A 16,620-nucleotide genomic window follows, 5' to 3' on the forward strand; every position below is an offset into this window, starting at 1 on the left:
TGTCCTGCTATGTTGGCGACCGTGCGTGGCGAGAACCGTTGGTCATCACCGCGTCGGTGGAGTGGCATCTAGGCCCGTCAGGCGAACCCGTCAACTCCTTTCTCGCAAAAAAAGAACCAAAAACGAAAATCACCGCGCAACGGCCCACCTGTATGCCCTGGAGGCTGCGCTACGAGGCCGACTTGTAGAAGGAACAGAATAACTTAATTCACGCCCCTGCCCCTTTCGGATAGCAATCCGGCCGCGATCCCATCGCCCTCGCCTCCGCAAAGACGACGACGTCATGCGCTTCCTTCCACATTGACGGGACAGCAGCGTCGGAAACCGGCGTCGCGTCCTGGGGATAGTTCATGATCTTTGCACAATTTGCGCAATCTCCCGTCGCGACACCGGATATTCCGTGATGGAAAGTGGGGGGTCGCTCGTTCTGGACATCGGGTCGGAAGAATAAGGCGTGTCCGTGATACGAAGGTGCAGAAGAGCCGGTGTCGCGCGGCCGGGGCGGCATGCGCTGCGCCGGATCGCGACAATCGGCGCGCCCCTACTCCTGGCCCTGCCCATCGTGCCCACCCCGGCATTCGCGCGCAGCGGCACTGACACCTCCTTCGATATACCGCGTCAGAAGCTGGAAACCGCGATCCAGCAGCTCGCCTTGCAGGCAGGCCGGCAGATCGTCTTTCGCTCCGCCCTCGCCGGTTCGGCCACGTCGCATCGCCTGTCGGGCACCATGTCCTTTTCGAGCGCGCTGCGCCGGCTGCTCAAGGGCAGCGGCCTGACCTTCCGGGAGACGGACGCCCATGTCATCCTGATCGAACCAGCCTCCCCGGTCCGCGGCACAGCCGACATTGCAGCCGCCCCCCCCCCATCCCCCCGGCCCCCGACCCGCCCGCTGATCGTCACCGCGCAGCGTCGCACCGACCCGGTCAGCTTTGCCGGCGACCTGCGGCTGCGACCCAGCGGGGCGGGGATCGCGACCCTGGTCGAAGCCAGTCCGGGTATCAGCAGCGAGCCGGGTAATGCCGGTCAGCGCGCGCTGGTCGTGCGCGGCGTCGGCATGGCGGGAGAATCCACCACCCTGGTCTATTTCGGCGACGTGCCGATCGCCGGCCCGTCGGGCACCGGCAGCGACGCCGCGCGCACGACCAGCGACCTGTCGCTGGTGGACGTGGCGCAGGTCCGCATCGCCCGCACCGCACGCAGCGCCGAACATGGCGTCGGCGCGCTCGCCGGCGAGATCGAGATCGCGCCGGAAGAACCGCATCTGGGCCAATGGGGCGGCGGCGCCAGCCTGGGCCTGGGCATGCAGCAGGGCGGCGAGCCCGACCTGTCGGCCTCCTCCACGCTCAATATCCCGCTGGGCCAGCGCGCCGCCCTGCGCACGACCGCCTATGTCAGCCGCGCGGGCGGCTATGTCGACAATGTCCGCACCGGCGCGCGCAACGTCAATGACGACGACATATCGGGGCTGCGCCTGATCGCGCGGATGGTGCCGCAGCCCGATCTCGACATATCGGCGCTGCTCACCTGGCAGCATCGCCGCATTGCCGATGCCTCCTCCTGGTTCCAGTCGCTCGGCCCCTATCGCACCGATCGCTATTTCGCCGCGCCCACCACCCATGATTTCCTGATGGGGCGGCTGAAGATCGGCTATGGCGGCGGCCCGGTCCGCCTGACCAGCATCACCGCCGCCTATCGCTGGTCGCTCGACCGGCGTTATGATCGGACCAATGCCACCTTGTTGCAGGGGCAGGATCCCGAAGCCTGCCAACGCTATTTCGGACTCGACAGTCCGTCCTGCGACCCGGCGCAGACGCAGCAGTTCGCCGATTATGCCGCCGGCCTCGCGCCGTCGCTGCTGCATATTCCGATCGTGTCGACCCGCATCCTGCAGGAACTGCGCCTGGGCCATGACAATGTTCACGGGCTGGGCTGGGTGGCGGGCGTGCTGATCGATCATCGCAGCGAGCGGCTGCGCAGCGAACTCTCCTCCTACAACGGTGATCCCGATGTCACCGGCGAACTGTTCGGTGCGCGCCGGCTGGCAATCAGCCGCGACCAGGCGGCACTGTTCGGCACCCTCTCCTATCGCGAGGATGACCTGCTCGTCTCGCTCGGGCTGCGCTATGACGATTATCGCGTCGCATCGCAAAATGACGTGGTCGTGCCCAATCTGCTCAGCGGATCGATCGACTCCTGGCCGCGCACCGTCAGCCGGTCGGGCGGGCTCAGCACCCGCGTCCATATCGACCTGCCGATCGCGCCGGGCGCCAGCTGGCATACCCAGCTGACGCGCAGCATCCGGCCGGGCGGGGTCAATACGGCTTCGGTATTGCTGCCCGACCGGCGCACCTATGATGGCGACAGCCTGTGGGGCGCGGAACTGGGCTTCAACCTGCATCTGGGACGCGACAGCGAGATGACGCTGACCGCCTATATGAACGACTGGCGCGACATGCAGTATCGGGCCCTGTCCGAAAATCGCTCGCACGCCTATCTGGTCAATGTCGGCAATGCGATGATCCTGGGCACCGAGTTCGAACTGGTCGCCCGGCCGCTGCCGGGCCTGACCGCCCGGCTGGAAGCCAGCCTGATCCGCGCCGACCTGACCCGCGTGTCCGACGCCGCGCCGCTGGTCGGTGGCGCCGACAAGGGCGACAGCATCCCCTTCGTGCCGCATCGCCGGTTGCAGGCCAGCCTGGCGCGCAGCTGGTCGGTCGGCGGCCATGGCCAACTGACGGTCGATGGCGATTGGCAATATCAGTCGGGTTCCTGGTCCACCTTCACCCGTGACGATCCCGATTTCGTCGAGACCTCCGGCTTCTCACTGTTCGGCGCAGGGGTCAGCTGGCGCCGGGAACGGACCAGCCTGTCGCTGCGCGCGCGCAATATTTTCAACCGCGTCGCGAATTTGCGCGCAGTGACTAACGGATATGGGGTCGGTCAAACGTTCAGTTCAGGACCGCGATCGATCCTGCTGAGCTGGGACCGGCATTGGTGATGCGGGTCGCCGGGGCGGCCCGCAAGGGATTGGAAAGCGCGGACAAGGGGTTTCGGGGTTGAACCGTCTATCAGGATCGTCGTTGCCGCAACCGGGCGGGGCGGAAAACAGGGCGACGGACTATTCCGCCTATATCCCGGCGCTGCGCCGCTATTTCGCCCGCCGCGTGGCCAACGCCCATATCGTCGACGACCTGGTGCAGGATGTGATGCTGCGCATGCATGTGCGCCAGTCGCCCGACGGCATCGACAATCTGGAAGGCTATATCTTCCGCACCGCATCCAGCGTATTGCGCGATCAGGCGCGGCGCGATCAGGTCCGTCATGCCAAGGGGCATGATGAACTGACGGAAAAGGATCATCCTGCTGAGGAACGGACCGCCGACCGCGTCTTACAGGCAAGGGAAGAGATCGCCCAGGTCGTCCGCGCGCTGGAAGAGCTGCCGGAACGGACCCGCGACATCTTCCTGATGCGGCGCTACGAAGGGCTGGCCTATGGCGATATTGCGGAAAGGCTGGGCATTTCGGTGAGCGCGATCGAGAAACATGTCGCCAAGGCCGTCGCGCATATCGCCCGGCGCATGGCACGATAGGATAGCGGTCACTTCATGACCCAGGACGGGGACGACCCCTTCGATATCGCCGCCGCCCATTGGGCGCGGTTGCAGTCCAGCACGGCGACATCCGCCGAGCGGGCGGCGATTGCCGCCTGGTGCGACGCGGCCCCGGCGCATCGCGCGGCCATGGACGCGGTCGAGCGCGGCTGGGACGTCGCCGGCGCTGCGGAGCAGGATGACGCGATTGCGGCGATGCTCGCCCAGATGCAGGCGCGCCAGACCGAAGCCTCCGCCCCCTCCACTAGCCGCCGCCCCTGGCGCGCCGCCTTGCTGGCCGCGTCGCTGACCGCGCTGCTGGCGGTGCCGGCAACGCTCTGGTTCACCAGCCGACCTGCCGAGCATCCCGTGCCACCCGCCCTGTCCGGCGAACAGGTGGCACAGGCGACGGGCACGCGCCTGTTCAGCCCAGCCGGCCGCCGCCGCAATATCCAGCTGCCCGACGGATCGCGCGTGATCCTGGACGCCGACAGTGCGATCCGCTTCGCCTTCTCCGCCGACAAGCGGGCGGTCGCGCTGGAATCGGGCCGCGCCTATTTCGCCGTCCACAAGGACAAGAACCGCCCCTTCAGCGTATCGGCCGGCAAGCTGACCGCCACGGCAGTCGGCACCGCCTTCGACGTGTCGCGCCTCGCGGGCCGGGAACAGGTCACCACGACCGAGGGGCTTGTCCGCGTCGTGACGGCTGCAGCAACCCACAATGGCAGCCGCGCCACCCTGCTGCCCGCCGGCATGCGGCTGACGCAGAAGGATCAGAGCGTTTCGGTCGACCCGGTCGACGTGACCCGCGAAAGCGCCTGGCGCGACGGCCGCATCGTCTTCACCGGCCGCTGCCTGTCCGATGTCGCGGCAGAAATGAACCGCTATGGCTCGGGCCGGCTGGAGGTGAAGGAGGATGCCGCGCATATCGCCATCAGCGGCGTATTCGACATCGACAATGCCGATGGCCTGGCCGAAGCACTGGAGCAGCAGGGGCTGGTGCATGTAGCGCGCAGCGCCGACCGGATCGTCCTGACCCGCGGCGACCAGATCATCCCCGGCGACTGCGCCGTCCGGGGCTGATCCAAAAAAACGGGGCGTCCGATGACGCCCCGCTCCTTTCCTTATTTCCGATCGGCCGCGCCATAGAGCAGCGCGTTGAACAGGAATTTGAACGTGCCATAGGATTGAGCGCGCTGCGCCACTTCCGGCCCCATCACCAGCAGCTTGCCCTTGCCGACATCGACATCGGCGACGGCGATCGTGCCGGCCAGCTTCTCCTGTCCCACGGCCCAGCCGCTGCGCAGCAGATCGCGGCCCTCGAACCAGGATACCTGGCCATAGGGGGTGGCATTCGCCGTCACGAAAGTCTGCGAGCGGTTGAAGAAGATATCCACCTGATCGGGCAGGCCATAGGCCAGCGGCTGGCGGTTATCGACGCGCGCGCGCAGGATCGATCCGGGGATGAAGAAGCTCTTGGTGTCGAGCGGCTTCATCGCCCCCTCCACTTCCCGAGCCAGCGCGGGCTTGAGCGGCGTGCCGAGCAGGTCGATGAAGCGGGCCGAATTGCCGATCGCCACCACCGCGCCGCCGTTGCGGGCGAAGTCCGCGACCGCTGGCACCGTCTTGGCGTCGGTCAGATCGCCCAGCATCGGCACGAACTCGGCCGGCGTGTCCTTGACGTCCGGCTGCTTGCCGGCACGGGCCGTTCCCCAGGCACCGCTCGGCGGCAATGCGCCGTCGGCGAACAGCAGCACGTCATAGTCCTTCGCCAGATTGCCCGCATCCAGACGCTTGGCATAGACCGGCGCGAAGGGGAATTCGAACTTCTCCAGCAGGAAGCGGGTCCAGCCGGTCGGGATATTGCCGCCATAGCGATCGACCAGGCCGATGCGCAGGGGTTTGAGCGCAATGCGATCACCCTGCGGCGCGGCGTTGAGCGCATGGGCGGTCAGGCCCAGCTCCGTCACCGCATCGCCGATGATCTTCTGCGCGCCGGCCGATGCCGGGATCCAGATCGCGCCGGCCTGCATCGCCTCGCCATCGGCGCTCACCGCCTGCTTCAGCCAGGCCGGACGCACACCGGCCTTCAGCAGACGGTTGGTCAGGATGAAGCTGTTGTTGCTTTCATGACCGACGATCCAGCCGGCCTTGCCCTGCCCCACGATCCGGCCGGGCGGCGGCGCCAGCAGGTCGGGGACCGGGGTGAAATGCTGGTCCAGCCCGTCGAGCAGCCGGTCGAAGCCGATCCCCATCTGATAGGCCAAAGTATAGCCGGTAATGTCATAGGGCGCCTTGGGCGGGCCGCCGGGGAAATCCGTATCGTGCGGATGGTCCTGCGGCTCGAACATGTCGATCACATGCGGGCGATAGGCCTGATCGGTGCGTACGATATAGGAGCCGGCGGCATAGCTTTTCCCGCCCGCCTGGAACGGCGCGTCGGCCCGCTCCACCTCGACGCCATTCTTGATCAGCGCGTTGAGGAAGGCGATCGCAGTCGGCATGTCGCGCTGCTCGGCGGGGATGATATAGGCGCGCGGATCGCGCTCGGCGGGCGCCTGCAGCATCGTCTTGTAGAGGCCGGGATCGACCTTCTTGGGGCCACGCCCTTCGTCCAGCGCCTTGGCATTGGCCAGCCGGTCGACCTTGGACGGGGTGATGGTCCAGCTGTCCTTGCTGCCCTTCTCGATGCTGTTGGCGCCCATCTTCCAGATGTTGAACAGCAGCCGCTCGCGATTGCGCGACGCATAGTCGATGACCGCGCGGTCCAGCGTCCACTGATAGTCGAGCGAATCCTGCAAATGCCAGTCGCGCGGGCCGATCGGCATCATCTCGTCGCCGCGCGGCAACTGGGTCGATGGCACCAGCGGGATCTTCGCCGGGGTCGGCCCGCCGATGATCTCGGTCAGCAGGCCGATGCTGTTGTGGAAATAGGCGACCGAGCGTTCCATGCCATTGTGCCAGGTCGAATAGGGCGCCGCGCTGCGCGTGCCGGAACCCGCCTTGCCTTCGGAAATCAGGCGCGAATGCATGGCGAAGCCGACTTCGTTGAGCTGCGCCATGACGATCGGGTCATAGTTGAAATTGAACGGATCGCGGAACGGCGGCACGAACACCACCATGCCCTCCGGCCCAGTCTGATGCTGGTTATAGACGATCTGCGGATACCATTGGCGGAACAGCACCCGATTGACATTCTCGGTCTCGGGCATCGCCGCCATGAAGCTGTCGCGATTATTATCGTGGCCGATATATTTCTGGTAGAGGCGTGGCAGCGTCGCCATCTCGCGCTTCTTGGGATCGGCCGAGCGCATATACCAGTTGGCGACCAGTTCCATGCCATCGGGATTGTCATGCGCGAACAGGATGATGCAATCGTCCAGCATGCGCATCGTTTCCGGGTCCGACTGGGTCAGCATCCGGTAGAGCACTTGGATCTGCCCCTGCGACGTCACCGTCTCGGTCGCGTGCATGCCCGCGTCGATCCAGACCACCGCCTTGCCCTGCGCCGCCAGCGCGCGCGCCTGCGTCTCGTCCACGCCATGGGCGCGGGCCAGCTTCTCGGCAATGGCGCGATACTCGTCCAGCTTGGCCAGGTTCGCGGGCGAGGAGACGATTGCCATCCACTGGCTGCGCCCTTCCGCGCTCTTGCCGATGTCGACCAGCTTCATCCGGTCGCTCTGGGTCGCCAGCTTCTGGAGATAGGCCTCATATTCGCTGTAGTTGGCGAGATAATGGTCGGTCCCCGGCGGCTGCTTGAAGAAGCGCTCGGGCGGGGTCGGCGTGCTGGTCTGGGCCACGGCAGGGACCGCCTGCAACAGCAGCGCGCCCGACAGGAAAAGCCAATGGGGTTTCATGCAATCTCTCCAGATATCTGGTCGTAAGCGGGCAGAAAGGGGAAAGGGGCGCGATGCTTCATCGCGCCCCTTTCGAACAGGCCGTCAGCCCTTAGTAGAAGCGGACATTGTCGATCTGCAACCACATGCGCTTGCCCGGACCGCGCGATCCGCCGAACTCGACCTGGGTGATGCCGTCACCGGTGAAGGCCGGGCCGACCTTGCCGCGGCGCTCGACCGGCTTGAACTGGCTGAACGGCACCTCGACCGCAGCCCAGCCGGCGCCGCCCTGCACCTGCGCTTCCCAGACGCCATCGAGTCCGTTCAGGCGAACGGTGTAGGCGCCGTCGCCCTTCAGCTCGAAGCGCAGGCCCTTGTAACCGCTGATCTTCGCCGGGGTGATCGACCCGCGGCTCAGCGGAATGGCAAAGCCGGCATAGGCCGCTTCCTTGACCGCCATGCGCGCCGACAGCGACAGCGCCTTGCCGCCCTCGTCGCGCGGCACCGTCTGGGTGATCTCGACCGACCGGTCGATGCCGCCATCGGGCGTGTCGACGCGCAGCGTGTCGATCGACGAGCGGCGATCGTCGCGCTCGAAATCGTCGATCAGCGCGGGCACGCTGATCGAGGGCAGACGGTCGGTCTTGTTGGCGGCGGGCAGCGCCGGGGCGCCGGCGCCATAGGCCAGCTTGCCGTCGATCAGCACCTGCGAGACCTTGTAGACATCCTTGATGTTGGTCCAGGGGGTGCCGTCGATCAGCACGATGTCGGCGCGCTTGCCGACCGCAATGGTGCCGCGATCGGCATCGATGCGCATGATCTTCGCACTGGTCTGGGTGCCGGCGACCAGCGCCTGGCTCGGCGTCAGGCCGGCCTGCACCAGCAATTCCATCTCGTGCAGGGTGGACGGACCATGCGGCGTGCCCGGCATGCCCGCATCGGTGCCCAGCGCGATCGGCACGCCGGCATCGAACAGCGCCTTCACATTGCCCAGCGCAAAGCCGAACTTGCGGAATGTCTGCTTCAGGCGCGGATCGTCCGCCTTCACGTCGCCGCGCTTATAGGGATCATAGACCGCCAGCGTCGGGGCCATCGCCATGCCGCTCTGCTTGATCGCGGCGACTTCCTCGGCGGTGATCGGCCGGTCCTGCAGGCCATGGGCCAGCGAGTCCACGCCCGCCCGCGCCGCGACCAGGCCGCGATCAACGGTGACGGTGTGGGTCAGCACCGGCCAGTTCTGGACATGGGCCGCCTCGACCGTGGCCTTCAGCGTCCATTCGTCCATGCTGGTATTGTCGGGCGACACGCCATAGCGCCAGCCGTCGGAGAAGATCTTCACCAGATCGGGCTGATAGGGCACCAGGCTCTCGATCGCGGCCTTGCCGGCGCCGGGCGTGTTGACCCAGATGGTGGTCGCCTGATCGGCCCAGTCGGCGCCATGGCCGCCGGGCGTGCTGATGCGCGCGGCGAAGCGGACATGGGGGGCGTTCATCTGGCCCAGCCAGGCGCGCAGCGGCGCGAACGCCTCGGGCGCCTCGTTGAAATCATTCACCGTGGTCACGCCCGCCGCGACATAGGCATTGGCGATCTGCGGGAAGGTGCTGGGGCTGCCGCCGGCGGTCCAGTGGGTATGGACGTCGAAGAAGCCGGGCAGCAGCGCCTTGCCCTTGGCGTTGATGACCCTGGCGCCGCGCGGCACCTTCACGTCGGCGCCGACGGCCGTGATGCGGCCATCCTGGATCAGCACGGTGCCGGGCGCGGGCGCAGCACCAGTGCCGTCGAAAATGGTCGCGCCGACGATGGCGACCGTGCCGCCATCGGCCGGGGCCGAGACGGAGGCGGCGGAATGCAGCGCGATCGGCAGGGCGATGGCCGAGGCCAGCAGAGCAGTGACAACAGATTTACGCATGGGACTTCCCCCTCAAAGGCAATGATTATTCTTCGGTCGCCGGCACCGCCGGCATGCAGAACCAGCATTCGGCATCGCTGCCGATCGGCGCGCCCGGCGGGATCGGCGGCGGCGGCGCGATCGGCTCGGCCAGCTTGGCGCGCTCCTCGGGCGAAGCGGTCAGCATTGTGGCGAGATAGCGATTATGCGCGGCGTCGGCGGCGGCGCCACGCTTGCCGAGGCGCCCGGCCAGGCTCTCCATATGGGCCCGCACGATGGCGATCGCGGTCGACGACAATTGCTTGTCGTCGGCCAGGCTGATGAGGCGCAGGACATAGCGGGCACGGACCTGCCGCGCGATTTCCGCCTGCCGGCCCGTTGCCCCGGCGGCCATCACCCGATCGTCGATCGCGCCCAGATATTCGTCGAGCGACAGCTGGCCGGCATCGGCGGCATGCTGCGCCACCAGCCGGTTGAGCCGCTCGGGCGCCAGCATCGCGATGAAGCTGCCGTCGGCCGCCACTTCGGCCGCGCGCGCCCAGTCGAAGGCGGCGGCGGTGCGGCCAGGCAGCAGTTCGATGTCGGTCTGGCGGTCGCTCATGCCCGACTGGATCGATGACAGCAAAGGTGACAGGCGATCGGGCAGATCGAGCGCGGCGGGATCGAGTGTCGCGAGCAGGGCGCGCAGCGCCGCCCGCTGCTGCGCGGCGTCGACCGGCAGCGCCTGCTCATGGCCGTCGCCCTTTACCGCATAGCTGTAATCCACCCCGCCGATCAGCTTCGACGCGGCCGTTACCTGATAGCGGTGGAACAGGTAGATCGGCACGATCATCCGGCGCAGGTCGGCGGCGGCCGCCCCGGCCGGCAGATTGTCGAGGCCGAAGCGATCGAGCGCGATCCGGCGCACATCCATGATATGGGTGAGCTGCCCGGCGGCGTCCGTGCCGTCATCCCACATATTGCCCCAGGGCTGGGCATCGCCATCGCCGCGTGTGTCACCATCGGCGACAAAGCGATAGCCCTTGGCCTGAACCGCGCGGGTCATGGCGTCCAGCGCGCCCTTCTCGTCGGTGCCGGCCGGGAACTGGCGATAGAGCCAGTCGATCGCGAACTTGTCCCAAGCGCCGACGCCGGTGGCATAGGCATCGGAAAAGTCGAGCGCACCGTCCCGCACGGCGATGCGCGGCGCGGGATAGTCCATCACCGACGCCCGGTTCTCGAAGGTCGAACCGGCGAAATTGTGCGACAGGCCCAGCGCATGGCCGACCTCATGCACGGCGAGCTGGCGCAGCCGCGCCTTGACCAGAATGATCGGGTCATCGCTGGCGCCGGTGCCTTCCCTGGATGCGCCGGCCAGCCCCTCGAAGATCAGCTTGTCCTGCCAGGCCCGCAGCGATCCCAGCTGCACCACGCCGCGCACGATTTCGCCGCTGCGCGGATCGACGATGGTGGTGCCGGTCGACCAGCCGCGCGTCTCGCGATGGACCCAGGCGATGACATTGTAGCGCGCGTCCATCGGGTTGGCGCCGACCGGCAGTTCCTCGACCCGGAAGGCGTCGACGAAGCCGGCGGCATCGAACGCCTGCGCCCACCATTGGGCGCCTTCCTTCAGCGCATCGCGGATCGCCTGCGGCGCGGCGCGGTCGACATAGAAGATGATCGGCTTCCTGACGGCCGAACGCTCGGCATTGGGATCGGTCTTTTCCAGCCGGAACCGGCGGACCAGCCGGGTGACGATCGGCTCGTCCAGCGCGGCGGCATAATTGTTGCGGATGACCTGCACCGACGTGCCGGTGCGCGGGTCATGGGCGCGGGTGTGGAAATTATCGTCGGGCAAGCGGATGAAGCTGTGATGCACCCGCACCGTCAGCCCGCGCGCATCGGGCAGCACCCGCTCGATGCTGCGTCCCGGCTCGTCGCTGGTGAAGGTCAGCGCCGCCTCGAACTCGACATTGTCCGGGAAGGCCAGGCTCTGCGCCGGATCGACATAGGACAGCGCCGGCGCAATCTTGAAATTGCCGGCCTTGGTCGCCTTCAGCCGACCGGCGACATCGAAGGCGTCGCGCATCAGCAGGCCGGACAGGTCGAGGGTGATGCCCTTGTCATCTTCGCTGACAATATCGCCCGACCAGATCGGCGAATTGGAGAAGGAGCGCGCGACCGCCTGCTCTTCACCGGCGTCGCCATTGAGCGCGCGGAAGCGGTAATTCTCGAACTCGGCCAGCACCTTGTTGCCGACCTTGCGGAACAGCAGCACCTGCGTCTCGCCCAGCCGCGCGCGATCCAGGCCGATCTCTGCTGCGCCAAGTCCCCCGGCGATCGAAGGGGTGTAGAGATAGCGGGCGATGACGCCATTGGCGCCTGCCCTGGGCAGGACGATCTTCTGCCCGCCCGCCAGCGTGAACAGGCTGGCCGGGGCCGGACTTGCCGCTACCGGCGCAGGCTGGGCCAGCGCAGTGCCGGCCGGCACGCTCAGGATCATCAGGGCGACAAGCGGCAGCGCGCGCAGCGATTTCATCAATAACATGTCCCGAAAGCAAAAAATGGGCACCGGCGCGATGGCCGGTGCCCCAGGAGGCATCAGAATTTGTGGCTGACGTTCAAGTACCAATAGCGACGCAGCGGCGAATAAAGCTGGCCCTGATAGCCACTGGACGACAGCGGCGGCGCCTTGTCGAACAGGTTGCGCACGCCAATCCGCATGCTGGTGCCGCTCAGCGAGCCCTCGGTGAAGCGATACTGGCCATAGAGGTTCGCCGTGGTGGTCGCCTTGACCGTCCAGTAATCGCCGTCCGCATCGATCAGGCCGGTGTCATAGACCTTGCCGGTATATTGGGCGAAGGCGCCGACCGTCACATTGTTCAGCGACCAGGTGAGCGAGGCCGAACCGCGCCACTTGGGCTTGCGATCGAGCTGCAGCAGGCTGCGGCCGCCCGAGATGTTGACGGCGGCGTCGATGTCGCCCGCGTCTTGCGCCGCCAGCAGTTCGGCAATGCCCGGCGAGGGTTCCTGATAATATTTCAGGAAGTGCGACGCATTCACCGCGAAGTTGAAACTGCCGATTCTGGTTTCGGGCGTGCGATAGGTCAGGTTGAAGTCCAGGCCCTTCACCGTCTGCGGCTGCAAATTGGTATATTGGTCGAGGACGTAGAGAACCTCGCCCGCCGGGGTCAGGCCGGTGCCGGCAAAGGCTTCGACATCCGAAGCGGTGGCCGCGGCGCGGATCACGTTCGGATTGCTCGAACCCTGCTTGCGCAGCAGATAGTCGAGGATCAGCGCATTGCCTTCGCCGAAGATGCCGACCAGGCCGGTCTGGCGCACCCGCCACCAGTCGGTGGTGAAGGTCAGATGGCCCATGCCGTCGGGCAGCGGCGGCTCCAGCACGACGCCGAAGGACAGGGTCTTTGCCCGTTCGGGATCGAGATCCGGGTTACCCGAACGCCGGGCCGAGGTGGTCTGCGCCCGCGAACATTGCGAGAAGTCGGTGATGCGGCCGGCGCGGACGTCCGCCTCGCACATGATATAGTCGGTGCGGCTGTTCGCGCGCGTCACGACCGTTGCGTTGGTCTGCTCCAGGTTCGGGGCGCGGAACGACTTGGCCCAGGAACCACGGAAGCGGATGCCGCGCACCACTTCCCAGGCACCGGCGATCTTGGGCACGGCGACATCGCCGAAATCGCTATAATGTTCGTAACGGCCGGCCAGCTGGAGATCCAGGCTGCGCACCAGCGGAATGTCCATTTCCGGCGAAACCAGCGGCACGGCAAATTCCGCATAGGCGCCGAACACTTCGCGATGGCCGCTGGTGTCGTTGTTGAGCGCGGAGTTGACGAAGTCGCCCGAGACCGCGCCGGTCAGCGGATCGGTGTAGGTGATGGTGCCGTCGATGCGCGGATCGCGATCGTCAAGCTGGGTCTCGCGCCGTGCCTCGATGCCGGCGGCAAAGCCGACATTGCCACCCGGCAGGGTGAACAGGTCGCTCTTGGAGATGCGGAAGTCATAGGTCGCCAGGGTCGACTTGGTATAGCGGACCAGCTCCTCGCGCATCGCGTCGATGGTCGACTGGCTGTTCACCGACGTGCCGAAGATGTTATAGGCATCCGGGGTCGACAGCGACAGATATTCCTGCAGCTTGGTGCGGCTGATATTGTCGCTGACGTCGCGGGCCCAGGCTTCGGAATAGCTGATCGCGCTTTCCCAGTTGAAGCCGTTGAACTCGCCGCGCAGACCGGCCAGCAGGCGATATTGCTGGTTGGTCACGGTAACGTTCATCGGACCGAAGTCATCGAACAGATAATTGTTGATGGTGAGCGGCAGGCCCGCGGCCGGTGCATTGGTGCCGGCCAGACGGTTGGGATTGACGGTGCCGTTGGCGAACACGGCCTGACCCAGCGGGTTCCAGTAATTGCTTGCCGGCACATAGATGGGGATCGAGCTCAGCGTCGCGACCGGGCTCTGCTGCGCCTTGGTCTTGCTGCGATAGAAGCCGGCTTCGGCGAAGAAGCTGACATCGTCGCTGATGTCATAATGGCCGGTCATGAACAGGTTGAGGCGGTTGAGGCGCGGCATGATCGACGTGCCCTGCGCCAACGAGTCATAACGCAGGTCGCGGTCCGCGCCTGCCGTCGCCATCGCCCCATTCTGGATGCAGCGATCATTGCCGATCGTGGCAACACAGCCCGTGCTGCTGGTCGGCTGCAGGTGGAACTGGCCCGATGCGTTGGTCAGGGACGTGCCGTTGATGGTGACGGGCACATTGCCATAGGTGCGCAGGTTGGCGAAGGGCGTGGTGGTCGACCGGCCGTCAAGCGAGGTCGAGCCTTCAAATGCCGTCCCTTCGAACAGGCCGCGCTTGTCGGAGGATTCGGTATAATATTGCTCGGTCGAATCCAGGCCGGTGCCATGGTCATAGCTGCCGAACAGGGTGATGTTGCCACGATTTTCGGCAAAGTTGGTGCCGATCACGCCATTGGCGTTGAACTCGCGCAGGCCGGTGCCTTCCGCGCCGCCATATTGCAGCGACAGCTCGGCGCCCTGATAATCGGTCTTGAGCACGGTGTTGACCACGCCCGCCACCGCGTCCGCGCCGTAAATGGCGGCCGCGCCGTCGCGCAGCACTTCCAGCCGCTCCAGCCCGTTCACCGGGATGGCATTGGTGTTGTAGCTCAGCACTGGCACCAGCTGGTCGTTCGCCTGGCTGGTCGGGTGGGCGACGACACGGCGGCCGTTCAGCAGCACCAGCGTGTTGCCGATGCCCAGGCTGCGCAGATCGAGCGAACCGACGTCGCCGCGCGCGCCGTTGGAGCTGCCGGGCAGATATTGGCTGTTGAACTGGACGTCGCCAAATTGCGGGATCGAACGGAACAGTTCGTCGCCCGACACGGCGGCAGCGCTCTTGATCTCGTCGGTCGATACGACCGTGACCGGCAGCGCCTCGTTGATCTTGGCGCCCTTGATCTGCGAGCCGACGACGACGATGCCGTCCGCCGCATCCGCCGCCGGGGCGGCGTCCTGCGCCAATGCGCTGCCTGCGGTCATGGCCCATCCCATGGCGATCAGGCTCGCCGCGCAGGCTCCCTTGTTCCGATACACACCCATATGTCTTCCCCTGGCTCCCGCCATCCGATCCCTTCGGATGGGCTCTGATCTTTTGAGGTTGTCCCCTCGTCCGGCTGCGTGGCCGGAAACCCTCTCATTGTCGGAGACGCAGGCCCGAAAATTTCCCCCATCAAAAATTTCACTTTTGTGATGGTGGTATCCATCGCCCTGATCGATAAGCCGTTTCACCAGTGGGGGATGGTGCTGACCGCCCCGCTTCATGCAGCCAGGGGATCCATCCATGTCACGCTTCGCCCGCTCCTTCCTCGCCCTCCTCGCGCTCGGCGCATCGGCGCCCGCCCTGGCCGGGCCGCTGGCCGATGGCGACAAGATGGCGATCATGGCGGATGTCGATCGCGGCGCGGATACGCTGGCCAAGAACGCGCTGCAGATCTGGAACTATGCCGAAATCGGCTTTCAGGAGACCAAGAGTTCGGCCCTGTTGCAGCAGCAGTTGAAGGCCGCCGGCTTCACGGTCGAGGCCGGGATAGCCGGCATGCCGACCGCCTTCGTCGCCCGCTTCAGGACCGGCGACGGCCCGGTCATCGGCCTGCTCGCCGAATATGACGCGCTGCCCGGCCTGCCCCAGGCGGCCGAGCCGGTGCGCAAGCCGATCGAGGGCATTGCCGGCCATGGCTGCGGCCATAATCTGTTCGGCGCCGCCTCGGTCGCGGCCGCCATCGCCACCAAGGACTGGATGGTCGCGCACAAGATCAAGGGCGAACTGCGCCTCTATGGCACCCCGGCGGAGGAAGGCGGATCGGGCAAGGTCTTCATCGTCCGCGCGGGCCTCACCAAGGATGTGTCGGCGATGATCCACTGGCATGCCGCCGACAGCAACAGCGCGTCGCAGAATACCGCGCTCGCCAATATCAGCGGCAAGTTCCGCTTCCACGGCACCGCCGCCCATGCCGCCGCCGCGCCCGAACGTGGCCGCTCCGCGCTCGACGGGGTCGAGGCGATGGATGCCATGGTCAATATGATGCGCGAACATGTGCCGCAGGAAACCCGCATCCATTATGTCATCACCGATGGCGGCAAGGCGCCCAATGTCGTGCCAGACACGGCCGAGGTCTATTATTATGTCCGCCACCCCAATCAGCAGGTGGTCGCCGACATCATGGATCGGGTGAAGAAGGCGGCCGAGGGCGCGGCCATGGGCACCGGCACCACGGTCGAGTTCAATCAGGTCGGCGGCACCTTCGACCTGCTGCCAAACGACACGCTGGGCCATGTCATATATGACAATCTGAAACAGGTGACCCTGCCCAGCTATAATGCGCAGGAACAGGCCTTCATCACCCAGATCCAGTCGAGCTTCCCCAAGGGCACGCGCATGGGCGACGGCAGCGTCGAAGCCTATAGCAGCGGCGGCCTGACCCCCGCCTCCACCGATGTCGGCGATGTCAGCTACACGACGCCGACGGTCGGCATGGTCGCGGCCACCTGGGCGCCGGGCACCCCGCCGCACAGCTGGCAGGCCGTCGCCGCCAGCGGCACCAGCGTCGGCACCAAGGGCGCGGTCGTCGCTGCCAAGGCGATGGCGCTGACCGCCGCGCAACTGTTCCAGAGCCCGGACACGCTGGCGGAGGCCAAGGCCGAACTGGATCGCCGTCGCGGCAAGGATTTCGTCTATCGCTCGCTGCTGGGCGACAAGGGACCGGCGCTGGAATATCGAAACGGGAAGTGACGATCCCGAAGCAGGACG

Annotated in this window: 9 protein-coding genes; 5 read left to right on the forward strand and 4 right to left on the reverse strand. The window is 66.3% G+C overall.

The genetic code is table 11. From position 1 onward, the window contains the following. The 4 genes from JQK15_RS09450 to JQK15_RS09465 form a co-directional block, all read left to right on the forward strand. Nucleotides 1-188, forward strand: a 188-nt coding sequence (locus JQK15_RS09450) for a hypothetical protein (protein WP_214865168.1), incomplete at its 5' end; no start/stop codon positions are given. 374 nt (nucleotides 189-562) lie between these two features. Then, nucleotides 563-2,998, forward strand: a complete 2,436-nt coding sequence (locus tag JQK15_RS09455) for a TonB-dependent receptor (protein ID WP_353047194.1) — start codon at nucleotides 563-565, stop codon at nucleotides 2,996-2,998. Nucleotides 2,999-3,080: 82 nt separating this feature from the next. Then, a complete protein-coding gene (locus tag JQK15_RS09460; RefSeq protein WP_214865170.1) occupies nucleotides 3,081-3,590 on the forward strand; it encodes an RNA polymerase sigma factor in 510 nt (169 codons plus the stop codon). A gap of 15 nt (nucleotides 3,591-3,605) precedes the next feature. Next, entirely contained in the window at nucleotides 3,606-4,673 is a 1,068-nt protein-coding gene (locus JQK15_RS09465) for a FecR family protein (protein WP_214865173.1), read from the forward strand. 41 nt (nucleotides 4,674-4,714) lie between these two features. Here the strand turns inward: JQK15_RS09465 and JQK15_RS09470 are convergent, their stop codons facing one another. The 4 genes from JQK15_RS09470 to JQK15_RS09485 all read right to left on the reverse strand — a co-directional run bounded on the left by JQK15_RS09470 (nucleotide 4,715) and on the right by JQK15_RS09485 (nucleotide 14,852). Further along, complete coding sequence (locus JQK15_RS09470; protein ID WP_214865175.1) at nucleotides 4,715-7,447, reverse strand: M14 family metallopeptidase; 2,733 nt, start codon at nucleotides 7,445-7,447, stop codon at nucleotides 4,715-4,717. Nucleotides 7,448-7,538: 91 nt separating this feature from the next. Beyond that, complete coding sequence (locus JQK15_RS09475) at nucleotides 7,539-9,335, reverse strand: CIA30 family protein (RefSeq protein ID WP_214865177.1); 1,797 nt, start codon at nucleotides 9,333-9,335, stop codon at nucleotides 7,539-7,541. Between the two features lie 25 nt (nucleotides 9,336-9,360). Continuing rightward, nucleotides 9,361-11,832: a zinc-dependent metalloprotease gene (locus tag JQK15_RS09480; RefSeq protein WP_214865180.1), complete on the reverse strand. Its 2,472-nt coding sequence runs from the start codon at nucleotides 11,830-11,832 to the stop codon at nucleotides 9,361-9,363. 62 nt (nucleotides 11,833-11,894) lie between these two features. Beyond that, nucleotides 11,895-14,852: a TonB-dependent receptor domain-containing protein gene (locus tag JQK15_RS09485; RefSeq protein WP_251007687.1), complete on the reverse strand. Its 2,958-nt coding sequence runs from the start codon at nucleotides 14,850-14,852 to the stop codon at nucleotides 11,895-11,897. A 301-nt stretch (nucleotides 14,853-15,153) separates the two neighbouring features. On the opposite strand from JQK15_RS09485, the gene JQK15_RS09490 reads away from it, so the two are divergent. Next, nucleotides 15,154-16,602 carry an amidohydrolase gene (locus JQK15_RS09490; RefSeq protein WP_214865183.1) on the forward strand — a complete coding sequence of 483 codons (1,449 nt, stop codon included), beginning with the start codon at nucleotides 15,154-15,156 and terminating at the stop codon, nucleotides 16,600-16,602. Nucleotides 16,603-16,620 lie beyond the last annotated feature (18 nt).

Source organism: Sphingobium sp. BHU LFT2 (assembly GCF_018604485.1).
Lineage (GTDB): Bacteria > Pseudomonadota > Alphaproteobacteria > Sphingomonadales > Sphingomonadaceae > Sphingobium > Sphingobium yanoikuyae_A.

Coding starts and splice junctions, on each gene's coding strand:
- JQK15_RS09465 (WP_214865173.1), top strand. CDS start 3,606: ATGACCCAGGACGGGGACGACCCCTTCGATATCGCCGCCGCCCATTGG.
- JQK15_RS09470 (WP_214865175.1), bottom strand. CDS start 7,447: ATGAAACCCCATTGGCTTTTCCTGTCGGGCGCGCTGCTGTTGCAGGCG.
- JQK15_RS09475 (WP_214865177.1), bottom strand. CDS start 9,335: ATGCGTAAATCTGTTGTCACTGCTCTGCTGGCCTCGGCCATCGCCCTG.
- JQK15_RS09480 (WP_214865180.1), bottom strand. CDS start 11,832: ATGAAATCGCTGCGCGCGCTGCCGCTTGTCGCCCTGATGATCCTGAGC.
- JQK15_RS09485 (WP_251007687.1), bottom strand. CDS start 14,852: ATGACCGCAGGCAGCGCATTGGCGCAGGACGCCGCCCCGGCGGCGGAT.
- JQK15_RS09490 (WP_214865183.1), top strand. CDS start 15,154: ATGTCACGCTTCGCCCGCTCCTTCCTCGCCCTCCTCGCGCTCGGCGCA.